Below are 18,020 nucleotides of genomic sequence, written 5' to 3' on the forward strand. Positions count from 1 at the left end.
TAGCACCTTCGTACCGACCCGCGCACCCGCCTCGCCGGTCCGCCAGGGGCCGAACAGGGACGCCGGTCGGGTCAGGAGTCGCCACCGTCCTATCGGGTGCCGCGCCGTGGACTTGAGGCAGCCGCGGACGTGAGGTAGCCGCGGGCTTCGAGCGGCCACGGCGTTGAGGCACTGGTCCGCCTCGCAAACCATCGTCCGATTCGTCATCGACGACCGGACTTTCGGTCGATCGACCCCCGACCACGACAGCAGGTACGCCTGCGGGTGCAGAGCGTCACACCCGACACGCCGTCCATTTGGCCGATGCTGGTGACAGTGTGGTCGGGTGCCCGAGGGACGCGTACCGGTAATGCGACAGCGATGACCGAGTCGTGCCCTGACGCGTTCGAGTCCCGCCCGGCCACTCCGGGGTCGACGGGCACCGCGACCGGCCACCGCGTGCCGCCCCACGCCCGCAAGGCGAGCCACGACCGGGCCGGCGCCGGTGACCGCGAACACAGACCCACCGACCGCGAACACAGACCCACCGACCGCGAACACAACACCGGCCACGACCGCGAACCGGTACGCGACCTGAAGCCTCGGCCGGCCCCGTCCGCTCCGGGCCCGCGCCGGACGGCCCGGACCGCCCGCGCGGTCGCCGACCTGGCCGCCGAGCTGGACGCGATCGAACGACTGGGCTGGCGGGAACTCGACGGCGCGTTCGACCGCGCGGTCCACCTCGAACAGCAGGCGCGCGCGGCGTCGGCGGTGGACCTCGAACTGCGCGCCCGGCTGCTGCGGGCGGCCGTCCTGGGCCGCCGGGGCGAGACCGCGGAGAGCGGCCGCATCCTGCACGGGGTGAATCGGTGGGCCGCCGACAACGGCCATCGGTACCTGCTGGCCCGCAGTCACCGGCTGCTCGCGACGTTCTTCCGCCAGGTCGGCGACCCGTCGGCGGCACTGGAGCACGCCGTGCGCGGCGTGGAGTTCCTCGACGACGACGTACCCGCCCTGATCCGGGCGTACCACCTCGTCACCCTCGCCGGAGCGCTGACCCAGACCGGCTCGTTCCACGAGGCGCGGCAGCGCTACGCCGATGCCGAGCGGATCGCCGAGTCCTTCGGGGACGTACCGCTGCGACTTCTGGTGGTCAACAACCTGGCGTACATGGAGCACGAGGCCGGCGAGCCCTACCGCGCGCTGGAGACCGCCGAGCGGATGGCCGCGCTGGCCGCCGCGCACGGCATCGCGCTGGACTCGTTCAGCCTGGACACCCTGGCTCGGACCCAGATGCGCCTGGGCCGGTACGCCGAGGCGGAACGGACCCTCCGGCCGACGATAGCGGCGCGCGAGGTACTCGCGGCGACCGAGGCCGACGGGTACGCCGAGTGCCTGCTCACCCTCGCGGAGGTACAGCGGCTGCGGGGAGCCACCGACCGGGCACGCACGACCCTCGATGAGTGCCTGCGCCTGTGCGAACGGTCGGACCTCCGTCGGATCAGGATGCGGGCCTGGGGCGAACGGGCCGAGCTGTACGCCGCGCTCGGCTGCTTCGAGGACGCCTTCGCGCAGTACAAGGTCTTCCACGCCGAGGCGATGGCGGTCTACAGCGCCGAGCGGGACGCCCGAGCGCTGGTGTTGCAGGCGGCCTTCGGGGCCGACGAGGCCCGCCGGTCCAGCCGGCACTACCGGGACCTGGCGCTGCGCGACCCGCTCACCGGCCTGTACAACCGGCGGTTCGTCGACGGTCAACTGCCGGCGCTGCTGCGCGAGGCGATGGCCGCCGGAGCGCCGCTGTCGATCGCGCTGATCGACCTCGACCACTTCAAACGGATCAACGACACCTGTTCGCACCAGGTCGGCGACCAGGTCCTGCGTACGGTCGCCGAACTGCTGACCGCGGAGCTGGAGGAGATGCCCGGCGCCGGTGACGACACCACGGTGGGCGCGTTCGCCGCCCGCCTCGGGGGCGAGGAGTTCCTGGTGGTCCTGCCGGGAGTGGGCGGCGCCGATGCGGTCGGCCGGCTGGACCGGCTGCGCCGGTCGGTCCGGTCGTACCCGTGGCGGGACCTCACCGGCGAGCTGCCGGTGACCGCGAGCGTCGGGGTGGCGACCGCACCGGGCGCCGGCTCGGGACAGTCCGCCCTGCTCCGGCGGGCCGACCACAACCTGTACGTCGCCAAGGACGCCGGCCGGGACCGCACGGTCGGCGAGCCGTAGCCTGACCGCCGGCGGGTCTCGGCCCGCCGGCCGACGAGCGGTCGGCCCGACGGCCGGCGGGTCCTGACGCGCCACCACGCGGTCGGGGGAACGACCGGTTCATCCCCACGTTCGGGATCGACAGATGTTGACATGCGCCCCACACGGGCATAAGCATCTGTCTATTCGCCACCGGGAGCGCTCCCAGGCGACCACACCCCCGCTCACGAGGAGTCCCCCGTGATCAGAACGCCCCATCGACCGGCACGGGCAGCCGTGGCCGTCGTCGCCGGCCTCGCCCTGGCCGGCTCGCTGCCCTCGATCGCGCACGCCGACCCCACCGACGCCGCGGAACAGATCGTCAACGGCTCGTTCGACGCCGGTACCGCACCCTGGTGGTGGACCGGCAACACCGCTGGCGCGATCGTCGGCGGGCAGCTGTGCGCCGACGTACCGGCGGGCACCACGAACGCCTGGGACGTCATCATCGGCCAGAACGACCTCCGCCTGCGCGCCGGCCAGTCGTACGCGTTCTCGTTCACCGCGTCGGCCAGCCAGCCGGTGAGCGTGCGGGCCAACGTCCAACTCGCCGACCCGCCGTACACCGCGCAACTGTCGCAGACCGTCACCCTCGATGCGGCCCAGCGGTTCAGCTACGCGTTCACCTCCGACACCGACACCGACCGCGGTCAGGTCGCGTTCCAGATCGGCGGCGCCGCCCAGCCGTGGACGTTCTGCGTGGACGACGTGTCGCTCGCCGGCGGCGAGGCCCCGCCGCCGTACGTGCCCGACACCGGCCCCCGGGTGCGGGTCAACCAGGTCGGCTACCTGCCGTACGGGCCCAAGCGCGCCACCGTCGTCACCGACGCCGCCGGCGCGCTGCCGTGGCGGCTGAAGAACGGCGCCGGCGCCGTGGTCGCGTCGGGGACCACGAAGCCGGCCGGTACCGACGCCGCCTCCGGCCAGCGGGTGCAGACCGTCGACTTCAGCGGGTACACGAAGGCCGGTAGCGGGTACACGCTCACCGTCGACGGGCAGACCAGCTACCCGTTCGACATCTCGGCCACCACGTACGACCGGCTGCGCTCCGACTCCCTGCACTTCTTCTACGTCCAGCGCAGCGGCATCGCCATCGACGGCGCGCTGGCCCCCGGGTACGCCCGGCCCGCCGGGCACGTCGGCGTCGCGCCCAACCAGGGCGACACGGACGTGCCCTGCCAGGCCGGGGTGTGCGACTACCGGCTCGACGTGCGCGGCGGCTGGTACGACGCCGGCGACCACGGCAAGTACGTGGTCAACGGCGGCATCGCCACCTACCAGCTGCTCAGCGAGTACGAGCGGACGCTGACCGCCGACACCGCCCGGCGGGGTGCCCTGGGCGACGGCAGCCTGCGGGTACCGGAGCGGGGCAACCGGGTACCGGACATCCTGGACGAGGCCCGCTGGGAGCTGGAGTTCATGCTGCGCATGCAGGTGCCCGCCGGCCAGCCGCTGGCCGGGATGGTCCATCACAAGGTGCACGACCAGGCGTGGACCGGGCTGCCACTGCGCCCCGACCTGGACCCGCAGCCGCGCGAACTGCACCCGCCGTCGACGGCGGCGACGCTCAACCTCGCCGCGACCGCCGCGCAGTGCGCCCGGCTGTTCGCCCCGTACGACCGGGCGTTCGCCGCGCGCTGCCTGACCGCCGCGCGGACCGCCTGGGACGCGGCGCAGGCGCACCCGGCCGTCTACGCCAGCCCGAGCGACAGCAACGGCGGCGGGGCGTACGACGACAGCGACGTGCGCGACGAGTTCTACTGGGCCGCCGCCGAGCTGTTCATCACCACCGGCCAGCGCACCTATCTGGACGCGCTGCGCGCCTCGCCGTACTGGACCGGCGACGCCGCGTTCCCGGCCGGCGGATTCGGCTGGCAGTCGGTGGCCGCGGCCGGCCGGCTGGACCTGGCGACCGTGCCGAACCTGCTGCCGCCGGCCGACCGGGCGGCGGTGCGCGCCTCGGTACGCACGGCCGCCGAACGCTACCTGGCGGTGGTGCGCGGACAGGCGTACGGCGTGTCGATCACCCCCGACGAGTATGTCTGGGGCTCCAACAGCAACGTGCTCAACAAGCTCGCCGTCATCGCCACCGCGTACGACCTGACCGGCGACCGGCGCTACCGGGACGGCGTGCTGGAGGGCCTGGACTACCTCTTCGGCCGCAACGCCCTCAATCAGTCCTATGTGACCGGTTACGGCGAGCACGCCGCACACAACCAGCACAGCCGCATCTACGGTCACCAGCTCGACCCGGCGCTGCCGAACCCGCCGGCCGGCTCGCTCGCGGGTGGGGCGAACTCCGCCCTCCAGGATCCGACAGCGGCCAAGCTGCTCGCCGGCTGCGCGCCGCAGTTCTGCTACATCGACGACATTCAGTCGTACGCGACCAACGAGGTCGCCATCAACTGGAACTCCGCGCTGGCCTGGGTGTCCGCCTTCGCGGCCGACCAGCGCGACGGCCGCCGCGGGTAACCCGCCCGACCAGTACGACGGCCGCCGCGCGGCCACCCGTCCGGCACCGGAAAACCACACCGGGCCGGGGATCGGATGATCCCCGGCCCGGTGCGCGTACCGGCGGTACGTCAACGGCGGTACGTCAGCGCAGGATGAACCTCTCCCACGGCCCGATCGCCGTCCGGTTGGCCAGCAGCGGCGCGGTGCCCGCCCACTCGGCCACGACGTACTTGCCGTTGGCCTGGGAGCGCAGGCTGACGGTGCCGTCACCGTTGTCGACGATCCGGAACTTCTCGTTGGTACCCACGGCGGTGCGGCTGGCGATCAGCGGCGTGCTGCCCTTGGTGTCGGTGGTGACGTACCGGCCGTTGATCCGCGAGCGCAGCGCGACGAGCCCGTCGCCGGCCTCGATCCGCTCGAACGCCTCCCACGGTCCGAGGGCGGTGCGGTTGGCGATCAGCGGCGAGATCCCGGCGTTCTCCGCGGTGACGTACCGGTTGTTCACGGCGGCCGTCAGGCCGATCACCGGCGGCGGCCCCAGCTTGGTGAACTTCTCCCACGGGCCGATCACCGTCCGGTTGGCGATCAGCGACCCGGCACCCGCCCACTCGGCGACGACGTACTTGCCGTTGATGGTGGCCCGCAGGCTCACCGTACCGTCGCCGTTGTCGACCAGCGTGAACCTCTCCCACGGGCCGATCGCGGGGCGGTTGGCGATCAACGGGGATTTCCCGCCGTCCTCCGCCGTGACGTACCGGCCGTTGACCCGGGAGCGCAGGGCGATGGTGCCGTTGCCTGCGTCGATCTGGTCGAACTGCTCCCACAGGCCCGGAGCGCCGCGGTTGGCGATCACCGGCGAGATCCCGGCGTTCTCCGCGGTGACGTACTGGTTGTTGGCGCTCGCCAGGAAGCTGACCGGCGGGCCGGAGGCCGGGATGTCGCCGGCGAGCCGGGTGAGCGCGGCGTAGTCGCCGTTGAACGCGTCCTTGTCGAAGTTTCCGCGGACCGACGGGTTGCCCGGCGCGTACTGCCAGATGGTGAACGTGCTCCATCCGGCGGGCATCCGGGTCGGCGCCGAGCTGCTGTAGCTGGCGAGGTCGAGCGGGTGGTCGCCGAACGAGGCGTTGTTACCGGTGCACGGGTTCCACCAGTTGGTGTTCGTGTAGATCATCATCTTGCGGCCGGTCCGCCGGTAGACGGTGTCCACGAAGGATCTGATGTAGCTGACCATCTCCGCCGGGGTCAGCCCCCAGCAGGCCGGCAGGTTGAGCGAGGCGTACGGCCACTCCAGGTCCAGGAACGGGATCAGCGTCTGGGAGTTGTTGACCCACTCCGCGTGGTCCATGAGGAAGTTCGCCTCGCCGACCGGGTCGCGCTTGTCCGGCCTGGCGAAGACGTACGCCCCGGCGAGGATGCCGTTGGCCTTGGCGGCGGCGTAGTCGTCGTGGAAGTACGGGTTGACGTAGGTCTTGCCCTCGGTCGCCTTGATCCAGGCGAACTGGACTCCGCTGACCGCCACCGCACCCCAGTCGATCGGCCCGAGGGTGTGGTCGTGGCTGGACACGTCGATGCCGAGCACCGAGTACCCGCCCGGTGCACCGGCGGCGCGGACGCTGCCCTGGGCCTCGGCCGACACCCCCGGGGCGACGCCGGCGTGTGCCCGGCCGCCACCGTCGGGGACCTCGTCCGCGGCCCACGCCGGCGAGACCAGTGCGGCCGGAGCCAGGCCGCACACGACCGCCGTGGCGTGGACGAGAGCTGATCGGAGCCGTCTCAGCGACAAGATGTACTCATTCCCTTCCGAGGTCATGCCTCGCGGCGGACGCCGTCACATCCACCCGGGTCACCGAGGTCGCCACGGCACTCGCGCCACGCGACCGACCACCGGGTCTCGCGCCGGTCTTCGGTAGACCGCGCCGGCGACGGCTCCGTGAATTCCAGCGCGAATAGACCAAAACCACAATTAGCCACGCTTCGCCCAAATGGTGTATATGCCCTCAGCCGATCGACCACGATCGGGGAATTGACAGTGACCAACGTGAGTGAAAGCGTTTCCGCATTCGGCCAAGACAACGTTGTCAATACCTACGGAGGTAGATGCGTATGCCGTCTCCGGGAAGACGGTCCCGAGCCCGGGCAGCGGGATTGCCGGCAACCCTGCTCGGCGCCGCGCTGGCCAGCGGTGGCCTGCTCGGCGCGGCTCCGGCCGCGGCCACGGCACCCGCCCCACCCGCCGACCCGACCACCCTGGTCAACCCGTTCGTCGGCACCCAGAACTTCGGCAACACGTTCCCCGGTGCCAGCGCGCCGTTCGGGATGGTCCAGGTCAGCCCGGACACCGGCGGCCAGGGCGGCTACGACTACACGCAGGACGCCATCTACGGGTTCAGCCAGACCCACCTGTCCGGCGTGGGCTGCGGCGTCATGGGCGAGCTGCCGATCATGCCGACCACCGGCGCGATCACCAGCGTCGACCCGAACGTCTACCGATCGCCGTACTCGCACGCCGACGAGCAGGCCACGCCCGGGTACTACCGGGTCGGGCTGTCGAAGTACGGCGTGAACGCCGAACTGACCGCCACCCCGCGCACCGGCTGGCAGCGGTACACCTTCCCGGCCACCGGCGCGGCGAACGTACTGTTCAACACCGGCAAGGCCAACCAGAAGGTGTTCGACTCCGAGGTACACGTCGTCGACGACCGGACTGTCGAGGGCCGGGTACACGCCGGCAACTTCTGCGCCGGCAAGGACGAGCACACCGTGTACTTCACCGCGACGTTCAACCGCCCGTTCGCCGCCTACGGCACCTGGCGTGGCTCGACGCCGGCACCCGGCTCCCGCGACGCGGCGGGCACCGGCGGCAACGGCGCCTGGGTCACGTTCGACGCCACGGCCGACCGGGACGTGGTGGTGAAGGTCGGCCTGTCGTACACCGGCCTCGACGGCGCCCGGCGCAACCTCGCGGCCGAGACGGGCGACTCGTACGACTTCGACGCCACCCGCGCGAAGCTGCACCACACCTGGGCCGACCAGCTGAACACGGTCCGGATCGCCGGCGGTACGCCCGACCGGCAGACCGCGTTCTACACCGCGCTCTACCACGCCCAGCTACACCCGAACCTGGCCGGCGACGTGGACGGCCGGTACACCGGGTTCGACAACTCCCCGCACACCGCCGCCGGCTACACGCCGTACCAGAACCTGTCCCTGTGGGACACCTACCGGCCGCAGAACCAACTGCTGGAAATGCTGCAACCGCAGGTCGCCCGGGACGTGGCGCTGTCGGTGCTCGCGATCGGCCGCGACGGCGGCTGGCTGCCGAGGTGGGCCCTGGCCAACAGCGAAACCAACATCATGACCGGCGACCCGGTGACCCCGTTCCTGGTCGAGGCGTGGTCGAAGGGGCTGCTCGCCGGGTACGAGCGCGAGGCGTACGGCCTCCTTGCGAAGAACGCCACCAGCCAGCCCCCGGCGAGCTCGCCGTACAACGGGCGTACCGGCGTCGACTACTACACCGCGCGCGGGTACGTACCCTCCGGACTGACGCTCGGCACCGACTGCGTCCACAAGGGCGGCGACAACGACTGCGTCCACCCCGCCTCGGTGACGCTGGAGTACGCGGCCGCCGACGCGTCGCTCGCACTGATGGCCGCCGGCCTCGGCGAGAAGGCCGACGCGAAGCTGTTCGCCGCGCGCGGCCAGTGGTACCGCAACCTGTGGGACCCGTCGATCGGACAGTTCCGGCCCCGCACGGTCGACGGCACCTGGCTGACCCCGTACGACCCGGTCGCCGCCGACCACCAGTTCCACGAGGGCGGGGCGTACCAGTACCGGTGGCTCGTGCCGCAGGACCCGGCCGGCCTGGTCGGGCTGATGGGCGGCCGGCAGGTCACCCAGCAGCGGCTCGACGAGTTCTTCGCCTACGGCAACCTGCTCGCCGACCCGGCCGGCACGGCCCGCCGGGACTGGATCGCCGCACCGTACGACTACTACGCCAAGCCGACGTACAACCCGAACAACGAGCCCGACCTGCTCGCGCCGTACCTGTACCTGTGGGCCGGCGCGCCGGCCAAGACCGCTACCGTGGTCCGGGCGGCGATGACGCTGTTCACCACCGGCCCGGACGGCATGACCGGCAACGACGATCTGGGCACCATGTCGGCCTGGTACGTGTTCTCGTCGCTGGGCCTGTACCCGACGATGAGCGGCGCCAACTTCCTGGCCCTGTCCAGCCCGCAGTTCGACTCGGCCACCGTCCGCATCGGACAGTTCGGCAAGCGCCAGGGCGGCACACTGACGGTCACCGCGCCGGGGGCCAGCGACACCAACCGGTACGTGCGGAAGGTCTCGCTCAACGGCCGGGACGTGTCGCGGACCTGGCTGTCCTGGGACCAGGTCGCGCGCGGCGGCACACTCGCACACACCCTGGGTACGGCGCCGTCGTCGTGGGGTACCGGCTCCGACGCCGCACCGCCGTCGGTGTACCAGGCCGAGGGCGACAAGCGCCGGCACGTCGACGCGTCGCTGCGGCCGGCCTCGGTCGTGGTTCCGGCGAGCGACACCGCCACGACGGCGAGCCTGACGCTCGACGTCCTGGCCCAGGCGCCGGGTGGGCTGCCGGTACGGGTCACGCCGACCCTGCCGGCCGGCTGGACGGTCTCCGGGGTGCCGCGGGAACCGGTCGAGTTCGAGTCGGAGACGCTGCCGGTGCAGAAGTCGCTGACGTTGACGGTGACCGTGCCCGCCGGTACGGCGCCCGGCACCTACCCGGTCACGGTCGACGTCACGGCACCGCACGCCAACACCGTCACCCGGAGCGCGACGGTCGAGGTGCGTACCCCGTCCGCCTGCGCGACAGTCGTCGACGGACAGTGCGCGGTCGACCTGACCCGCGAACGCAACCACGACGGTACTGCCACCGTGGCGCAGCCCGGCCAGGGCAACTTCGACGGGCAGGGCTGGAGCTACGACGGTGACCTGATGCCGGCCGCCGGTACGGTCGCCTGGAACGGCGTGACCTACGCCGCGCCGGACCCGACCGGGACCGCGGCGAACTTCGTCGAGGCCCGTGGCCAGGCGGTCCTGCTGCCGGCCGGCCGGTACGGCACGCTGCGCCTGGTCGCGGTGGCGCACAACGGGCCGGTGACGACCGCGCTGACCGTGCAGTACGCGGACGGCAGCAGCGCCCAGGTGCCGGTCACCGCCGGCGACTGGGCCGGCGGTACGCCCGCGGGCAGCACGATCGTGCTCGACATGCCGCACCGGATCAAGGCCGGCACGGGTGTGGACGGGCCACCGGTACGGCTGTTCGGGCAGGCCCTGGCGCTCGACGCGGGTAAGACGATCCGGTCGGTGACGCTGCCGAACGACCCGCGGGTCGAGGTGTACGCGATCACGCTCGCGTGATCGCGGCCGATCGTGGGCACGTGTGCCACCTTTAGGTCGCACGAGTGTCCACGGTCGGCGACGTGTGGGGCGACGTTTCCCGATGGGGCACGTCCTCCGCGTACGCGGAGGACGTGCCCCATCGGCACCCCCCGGCTCCCCCCGAGCCGTCGTGGCGGGTACCGACCCGCCGCCCCGGCCTGGAGGAGGAGGCAGCCGGGGCAGCGGGCTGCTTGCGGGCCCTAGCGCAACGCGCGGCCGATGCGGTCCGAGATGGCGAAGAACCCCGACAGGGCGGCCGGGTCCACACAGCTCAGCAGCGGTACGACGGGCGCCAGGAGCTGACCGACCAGGCCGCGCACACAGACCTGGCCGGTGGTGAGGGGCAGCAGGCCCACCCCACCCAGCCCCTGTTCGCGGGCGAAGGCGGTCAGCCGGTCCACCGCACCGGCCAGCCGGGACGAGCCGCCAGCGAGGTCACCGGCGTCGACAACCGCGACGACGCCGAGCCGGTGCCAGGCCGCCGCGGCGTCCAGTCCGTGGATCCGCATGAACTGGTCGTGGACACCGGTGGCCGCCGAGAGCAGCGAGTCGACCATGGCGCCGGCCGCGTCCGGGCGTAGGAGCGGCTTCAGGACGTCCGGCGGCGCGGTCACGTCGGCCCCCGCGACGTTGACCCGGTCGACCACGGCACCGGCGTTCCTCGCGGCCACCAGCGGACCGGCGAGCTTCTCGGCAGCCACCGGCGTGGCGCCGGAGACGGCGGGCAGGGTGTAGGAGACCGTCAGGCCGGAGTAGCGGGTCTTGAGCCCGACGACCGCCCGGGCGAGCCGGTCGTTGGCCGTGGCGTCGCCGAGCGACCCGCCGCCCAGGTGGAAGTCGACCGCCCGTATCCCCAGGTCGAGCAGCTTGCGGACCGGTGTCTCCAGCGCGTCGGCGCTGGGGCAGGCGTGCGCGAGGTCCGTACCGCCCGTGGCACCGATCGACGCGACGAGGGTGATGCCGGCGCCGAGCGCGTCGGCCACCTCGGCGGCGTACGTCCTCGGCTCGGCGGCGCCGCCCCACTTCAGGTCGCACCCGCCACCGGCCGGTACCAGCGCCGAGACCAGGGTCAGCATCCGCGCGCCGCTCGCCTCGGCGAGGCTCTTCAGCGGTGGCCGGTTCGGGTTGGTCACGTTCACGGACGGGGCGAAGGTGGTCGCCGCCCCAGTGACCGGGCCGGACCCGACACGCCCGCCCGGACCGGGCCCGCCACGCTCGGCCGCCGCGCCCGCCGTCGCGGGCGACGGGGACAGCCGCTCGGCCGCCGGCTGGGTCGCCGGCTCCGGTACCGCGGGCCCGAACCGTTCGACGGAGCCGGCGGGGGCGGGGGCGATCCCCGACATGCTGACCTCGACCGTGCACGCCCGGCCGTTGATGGTGCAGCGGCGCGGCGCGACGGGACTGCCGGCGACCGCACTCAGTCCCACGGTGACCGCGCGCCCGGGCGCGACGGTCCTGGTCTGTGCGGTGGGCGTGATGACGTACGTGCCACCGGTTCCGGACAGCACCCCGTTCCACACCCCGGCGAGCGTGGTTCCCTCGGGAAGGCTGAACGACAGCCGCCAGTCGGAGGCGGTCCGGAGCGAGGGGTTTCCGACGGTGAACCGGCCGATCAGGCCGCCGTCCCAGGCGCCCGTCTGGGCGTACTCCGCGGTGAGCTCGGCACCCATGGACTGCGTGGCGACCCGCACCGCGACCCCGGCCGTGGCGGCCAGTGCCGCAACGCCCGCGACGGTGAGGACGAGTCTGAGCTTCACGGAAAGAAGTTACGGCGAGCGATATCAATCACACGATCGTTTAAGGTCCCTTTAGGGTACGTCGGAGGTTGATTTAAGGTGCACCTCGATCCGCGCCCCACCGCTGCTGCCGCGGGTCACGACGACCCTACCGCCGGACGCCGCGGCCAGCCGCCGGACGATGTCGAGCCCCAGCCCCGTCGACCCGCCGAGGCTCTCGCCGCGCCGCAGTGCCCGGTCCGGGTCGTCGATCCCGGGGCCGTCGTCCTCCACCACGAGCGTCGCGTCCACCACGCCCGCGCGGAACGCCGTGCCCTCCGGCGTGTGGTGGAAGACGTTGCCGATCAGGGCGTCGACGGCCGCCTCCGCCTCGTCCCGGGGCACCGGCACCCACAGCGGCGTGGCGTCGCCGAGGACCGTCCACGGTCGACCGTGGTCCTCGGCCAGCACCGACCAGAACCCCAGCCGGTCGGTGAGCACCTCGGTCAGGTCGCACCGCTCGGCCGGGCGCTCCGACAGCGGCTCCAGCGCCGTACGGATGATGCCGTCGACCTCGTCGGAGAGCATCGCCACCGCCCGGCGTAGCCGCTCCACGTCCGGCTGCGCGCCGGGCGTCTCCAACTCCAGGCGCAGCACCGTCAACGGGGTACGCAGCCGGTGTGACAGGTCGGCCGCCAGCTCCCGCTCGGCGCGCAGCAGGGCGACCATCCGATCGGCCATCGCGTTGAACGACCGGCCCACCTCCGCCAGCTCCGGCGGCCCGTCCACGATGACGCGTACCGTCAGGTCGTCGCGGCCCAGGCGGCGGGTGGCGGTGGCCAGGTTGCGGGTGGCCACGACGATCCGCGCGCCGAGCCGGTCGGCGACCAGTACCGACCCGGCGACCAACCCGAGCGCCACCGCGCTCAGCGCCAGCCAGGCGTTGCGGACGCCCCGGTGCAGGACGGCGTCCGGCACGAACACCTCGATCACGGCGATCCGCCCGTCGTGCACGGCGACGGGCTGCAGGTACGCCCGGCCCCCGGCGACGTCGAGGACCGTCGAGCGCCGGCTCTGCGCCACCAGGTCGACCTCGCCCGCGTCGGCGTGCGCGGTACCGACCGGCGATCCGTCCGGCGGGTGCAACGCCAGCCGGCCGGCCGCGCCCGCCGCGGTACTCGCCACCGCCTGCGCCAGCTCGGCCCGGTCGTCGGTGACCGCCAGCGCGGCGACCATGGCGGAGGCCTGCTGCCGGGCGTCGGCGAGGGCGCGCTCGGGCGCGATCTGGCCCACCAGCATCCACAGTGGTACCAGGAAGGCCAGCGACACCATGGAGGTGGTCGCCAGCGCCACCCGGATCAGCGCCCACCTCACCGCGGGTCCACCAGCATGATCCCGACCCCGCGCAGGACCCGCAGGAAGCGGGGCTTGGCGGCCGTCTCGCCGAGCTTGCGGCGCAGCCAGGAGATGTGGACGTCCACCGTCTGCTCGGACCCCCGGTACGGCTGCCGCCACACCTCCTCGATCAGCTCCTGCCGGGTCACCAGGCGGTCGCGCCGGACCGCGAGGTAGGCCAACAGGTCGAACTCCTTGCGGGTCAGGTCCAGTGGCCGGCCGTGCAGGGTCGCCGCGCGGCGGGCCAGGTCGACGCGGAGCGGACCGACCTCGACGGCGGCCGGGGCGTCCACCGCGCCACCCCGCCGGCGCAGCACCGCCGCGATCCGGGCCAGCAGGTGCTCACCGGAGAACGGCTTGGTCAGATAGTCGTCGGCACCGGCGTTCAGCAGCCGGATGATGTTGTTCTCGCCGGTTCGCGCGGTGGCGACGATGATCGGTACGTCGCTGTCGCCCCGCATCATCCGCAACGCGGACGAACCGTCCACGTCGGGCAGGCCCAGATCGAGGACCACCACGTCCGGCGGCCGCACCGCCACCTCACGCAACGCATCCATGGCGGTGCCCACGGCGGTGACCACATGACCACCGTTCGTCAATGCCTTGACCAGTGCAGAACGGATCATGGTGTCGTCTTCGACGAGCAGCACCGTGGGCATGCACGGCACCGTACCGAGGTGCGAGGATGGCGGCCATGCGCGGCCCGTCGAAATCAGCGAAAGCCGTCGCTATCTGGGCCGCGGCGACCAGCATCGGGATCGGGGTGTCCTGGTACGGGGTGCGGTCGGTGCTGGACGCCGCCGTGCCCGACCGGCTCGTCGCCTTCCCCGTCACCGAGCCACACGCCCCGCTGCCGGCGCCGCCGCCGGCGCCAGCGGCGTCAGGGTCGACGCCGAACGCCGCGCCGGATCCCTGGACGGCCACCCCGAGCCACAGCGCCGCCGCCACCCCGTCCCGGTCCGCCCGCCCGGCCCCGCCGTCGTCCGCCCCGCCCGGAAACACCACCGCCCCGGCACCGGGGCCGGCACCGTCCGCACCGGCCGGCTGGACCCCGCTCGGCAACGGGCGGTACGTCCGCAGCTTCCAACTGACCGGCGGGGACGTGACGATCCGGGCCGGTCAGGGCAGCGTCGAACTGGTGTCGGCCACGCCCCGGCCGCTGTACGTCATGACGGTCGTACCCGACGGCACCGACCGCGTCACCGTCACCTTCACCATGGTGCTGCGCTCCTCCCGGCTGGAGGCATCGTGGCAGGACAGTGCGCCGGTCGTGAAGATCACCGAGAGCCCGTAGCCGCTATCAAGATCCGCGCAATGTTCGCGTTATTGCTGCTTCCCGTCGTGAGACAACAGCAATGTTCGCGACATTGCGGGGATCTTGGCGCCGGCCGTCGGGCCGTCGCCGTCACCGCCGCCGGCGCTGCCGCCGTCGCCACGTAGTAGCCGGCCGAACTCCTCGGCCGGTAGCGGCCGGGCGAAGTGGTAGCCCTGGGCAAAGTGGTAACCGAGGCGGTACAGGTGGTCGGCCTGGGCAACGGTCTCGACGCCCTCGGCGACCGCCTGCAGCCCCATCCCGTTGGCGATGTGGATCAACGCGGTGGCGATCACGTCCTGGTCGCTGCCGCTCGCGACCTCGTCGACGAAGCTCTTGTCGACCTTGAGGATGTCCACCGGGCAGGTCCGCAGCAGCCCCAGCGAGGAGTGCCCGGTACCGAAGTCGTCCAGCGCGATCGTGACGCCGAGCCGGTGCAGCGCCCGTACCGACTCCATGGCGGTGCCGCCGCCGAAGACCGCCGTCTCGGTCACCTCCACGACCAGGCGCGACGGCTCCATCCCGGTGTCGCGAATGATCCGGGCGACGGTGTCGGGGAACTCCGGCTCGCACAGTTGCCGGGCCGAGACGTTCACCGAGATCTTCTCCAGCGGTACCGCGTCCGGCAGGCACCGCCACCGGGCGGCCTGTTCGCACGCCTCCCGCAGGACCCATTCGCCGAGCGGGACGATCAGGCCGCTGCGCTCGGCGACCGGGATGAAGACGTCCGGCGCCACGCTCCCCCGCTCCGGGTGGCGCCACCGGACCAGCACCTCGGCGCCGGCGAGCCGGCCGTGCGGAAGCTCCACGATGGGCTGGTACACCAGGTACAGCTCGCCCGCGTCGATCGCCTTGCGCAGCTGCGCACCGAGGTGCGCATCCTCGGTGGCGTGCCGGTCGAGCTCCGGGTCGTACCGGGCGACCTGGTGCTTGCCCCGGTCCTTGGCGGCGTCCAACGCCACGTCCGCCCGGCGCAGCAGCTCACGCGGCTGCGTGGCCCCGGCCGCGTCGCCGACCCCGGCGCTCGCGAGCACCAGCAGTTCCTGGCCGCCCGCCCAGACCGGCCGGCGCAGCGCCTCGGCCACCCGGGCCAGGACCGCGTCGGCGCCGTCCCGGGTGCACGGCGCGAGGAGAATCGCGAACTCGTCCCCGCCGAGCCGGGCCACCGCCGCGCCGGTACCCGCCGCCGCGGTCAACCGCCGCGCCACCGCGACGAGCAGTTCGTCGCCGACGTGGTGGCCGAGCCGATCGTTGATCATCTTGAAGTCGTCGAGGTCGATGACGGCCAGGTGCACCGCCTCAGGTGCCCCGACGGCCAGCGCCTCGGCCATCCGGCGGTGCAGCAGCCGGCGGTTGCCCAGACCGGTCAGCTCGTCGTGGGTGGCCTGGTCCTGCACGTGTGACACCAGGCCGGACAGGCGGGCCAGGACCAGCATGATCAGGACGACGGCGCCGACACTGATGGTGATCCAGTCGATGTGGCCCGGGTCGTACAGGCCCTGCCCGACCAGAGCCGTCGGGGCGAGCAGGGCAGCGCCGGCGAGCAGCACGAGCCGGGACCGGGTCAGGTGGGGTACGACCTCGGTGGCGGGCTCCGACAGCGTGCGCATCGACGGGTGCAGGGCGGCCGCACCCCACAGGACGTACGACAGCAGCCAGCCCGCGTCGACCGCGCCGCCGTGGTAGCCGGAGTACGCGTTGAGCAGCGCGTACGTGACGTCGGAGACGGCCAGCAGCAGGATCGCGGCGATGAGGAACCGGTAACTGGCCGTGCGCGCGCCCGGTCCGGTCAACAACCGCGCGATCATTGCGATCATCACCAGGTCGGCGACGAGGTAGCCCAGCGAGAGCAGCCACCCGCCCGGGGACACCGAGGTGTCGAGGGCGATCGGCCGGATCAGGAGGGTCCAGTACAGCAGGCCCAGACCGGTCACGATCACGCAGGCGTCGATCAGGCCGGCCCGGTCCCGGCCGGACGTTCGGCCGCGGGTGAGGATGACCAGCCCGACCATGATCACCGGGTACGCGCCGAGGTAGCACACGTCGGCGACGGACGGGAACGGATCCCGGTGCAGCACGTAGCGGTAGTACGAGAACAGGGTGTCGCCGACGACCCAGGTCGCCTCACCCGCGGCGAAGCAGTACCAGACAGCCCGCCGGCCGGGCCGGTGCCGACGGGTACCCGCGACGATCACCAGGGCGGAGGCCAGCCCGATGGAGTTGTACAGCAGGTCGCCGTACCAGCGCTCCGCCGGGATGAGGAGGTAGCCGCCGGTGGCCAGCAGCCCGACCACCAGCCACAGCCGCCACAACCGTCCGCTCATCTCTGGCACCGGGCCATTGTCGATGAACGCCGGTACGGGGCCAGGTGCCGTTCGGTTCCCGGCGGGTTGCGGAGCACGGATCGCACCACTTCGCGATCTTCGCCGGCGCATGTTCGGATCCGACCCGGGCATGCGCCCCTGGTGACCGGGCAATCCGCCCGCGCGGCCTACCGCAGTGCGCTCGTCGTCATACTGATCGGCACGGTGATGGCGTCGATGTTCGTCGCCTCGTACAGCCTCGCGCTCGGCCGACCGGTGCCGCACGACATACCGACCGCGGTCGTCGGTGACCCGGCGCACCGGCCCGTCCTGGTCGACACCCTCCAGGAGGCGACCGATGGCGCGCTCCACCTCCGCCCGTACCCGAGCGTCGCGGCCGCGAAAGCCGCGCTCGACCGGCAGACGGTCTTCGCCGTGCTCGTCCTCGGCCCGGACCGCGCGCAACTGCTGGTCTCCAGCGCGTCCGGTGCCTCGGTCGCACTGGCACTCGACCGGGCTACCGAGCGGGTGAACGCGCAACTGGCGCCGGGCTCGGCGCCGCCGCTGCGGGTCGTCGACGTACACCCGCTGCCGCCCACCGACCCACAGGGCCTGGTCTCGTTCTACGTCACCATCGCGGCCACGGTGCTCGGGTTCGTCGTGATGTTCCAGCTCCGCCAACACGCGCCCGGGCTGTCGGTACGCGCCTGGCTCGCGTCCATCGCGGTCCTCGGCGCCGTCGGCGGTCTCGCGCTCACCGTCGTCACCGGTCCGCTGCTGCACGCGCTCGCCGGGTCGTTCCCGGAGTTGTGGGCGGCAGTAGCCGCGCAGATAGTCGTGGCCGCGCTGTTCAACTCGACGATGATCGTCCTGTTCGGCCGCTGGGCGATCATCCCGACCTGGCTGATGTTCATCGCCTTCGGCAACGCCTCGTCGGGAGGCGCCGTGGCGGCGCCGCTGCTGCCGGCGGTGTACGCCTTCGTCGGCCGGTACCTGCCGACCGGCGCGGCCGTCCGCATCCTCCACACCGCCGCGTACTTCCGCCACGCCCAGCATCCGGAGCCGTTCCTGGTGGAGAGCCTGTGGCTGGTCGGAACCCTGGTGGCGTTCCTGCTCTCGGTACGGCTGCGGCACCGCGGCCCGACCGGCCCGCTACCGACCGCGGCTACGGCTGCGGCTATGGCTGCGCGGTGA

Annotated in this window: 10 protein-coding genes; 5 read left to right on the plus strand and 5 right to left on the minus strand. The window is 72.6% G+C overall.

Going from position 1 to position 18,020, the window contains the following annotated elements; genetic code table 11:
- The first annotated feature begins 360 nt into the window (after positions 1-360).
- Together ACNTMW_RS20920 and ACNTMW_RS20925 are read left to right on the plus strand one after the other, a co-directional pair.
- A complete protein-coding gene (locus ACNTMW_RS20920; RefSeq protein ID WP_426635399.1) occupies positions 361-2,202 on the plus strand; it encodes a GGDEF domain-containing protein in 1,842 nt (613 codons plus the stop codon).
- A 219-nt stretch (positions 2,203-2,421) separates the two neighbouring features.
- Positions 2,422-4,692, plus strand: coding sequence for a glycoside hydrolase family 9 protein (locus ACNTMW_RS20925; protein ID WP_426635400.1), 2,271 nt, complete (start codon positions 2,422-2,424; stop codon positions 4,690-4,692).
- 124 nt (positions 4,693-4,816) lie between these two features.
- Here the strand turns inward: ACNTMW_RS20925 and ACNTMW_RS20930 are convergent, their stop codons facing one another.
- Complete coding sequence (locus tag ACNTMW_RS20930) at positions 4,817-6,457, minus strand: GH25 family lysozyme (protein WP_426635402.1); 1,641 nt, start codon at positions 6,455-6,457, stop codon at positions 4,817-4,819.
- 362 nt (positions 6,458-6,819) lie between these two features.
- On the opposite strand from ACNTMW_RS20930, the gene ACNTMW_RS20935 reads away from it, so the two are divergent.
- A complete protein-coding gene (locus tag ACNTMW_RS20935) occupies positions 6,820-10,080 on the plus strand; it encodes a GH92 family glycosyl hydrolase (RefSeq protein ID WP_426635404.1) in 3,261 nt (1,086 codons plus the stop codon).
- Positions 10,081-10,301: 221 nt separating this feature from the next.
- Here the strand turns inward: ACNTMW_RS20935 and ACNTMW_RS20940 are convergent, their stop codons facing one another.
- The 3 genes from ACNTMW_RS20940 to ACNTMW_RS20950 are packed head-to-tail and all read right to left on the minus strand — an operon-like array spanning position 10,302 to position 13,870.
- Positions 10,302-11,858: a cellulose binding domain-containing protein gene (locus ACNTMW_RS20940; RefSeq protein ID WP_426635405.1), complete on the minus strand. Its 1,557-nt coding sequence runs from the start codon at positions 11,856-11,858 to the stop codon at positions 10,302-10,304.
- 51 nt (positions 11,859-11,909) lie between these two features.
- Positions 11,910-13,190 carry a sensor histidine kinase gene (locus tag ACNTMW_RS20945; RefSeq protein ID WP_426635406.1) on the minus strand — a complete coding sequence of 427 codons (1,281 nt, stop codon included), beginning with the start codon at positions 13,188-13,190 and terminating at the stop codon, positions 11,910-11,912.
- Complete coding sequence (locus tag ACNTMW_RS20950; protein WP_426635407.1) at positions 13,187-13,870, minus strand: response regulator transcription factor; 684 nt, start codon at positions 13,868-13,870, stop codon at positions 13,187-13,189. Before ACNTMW_RS20950 ends, ACNTMW_RS20945 begins: the two co-directional genes overlap by 4 nt.
- Before the next feature lie 26 nt (positions 13,871-13,896).
- Between ACNTMW_RS20950 and ACNTMW_RS20955 the strand changes: the two genes are divergently transcribed.
- A complete protein-coding gene (locus tag ACNTMW_RS20955) occupies positions 13,897-14,505 on the plus strand; it encodes a hypothetical protein (protein WP_426635408.1) in 609 nt (202 codons plus the stop codon).
- 29 nt (positions 14,506-14,534) lie between these two features.
- On the opposite strand, the gene ACNTMW_RS20960 is transcribed toward ACNTMW_RS20955, so the two are convergent.
- Entirely contained in the window at positions 14,535-16,847 is a 2,313-nt protein-coding gene (locus ACNTMW_RS20960; protein WP_426635409.1) for a putative bifunctional diguanylate cyclase/phosphodiesterase, read from the minus strand.
- A gap of 141 nt (positions 16,848-16,988) precedes the next feature.
- Between ACNTMW_RS20960 and ACNTMW_RS20965 the strand changes: the two genes are divergently transcribed.
- Positions 16,989-18,020, plus strand: coding sequence for a hypothetical protein (locus ACNTMW_RS20965; protein WP_426635410.1), 1,032 nt, complete (start codon positions 16,989-16,991; stop codon positions 18,018-18,020).

Source organism: Planosporangium spinosum (genome assembly GCF_049999945.1).
Classification (GTDB): domain Bacteria; phylum Actinomycetota; class Actinomycetes; order Mycobacteriales; family Micromonosporaceae; genus Planosporangium; species Planosporangium spinosum.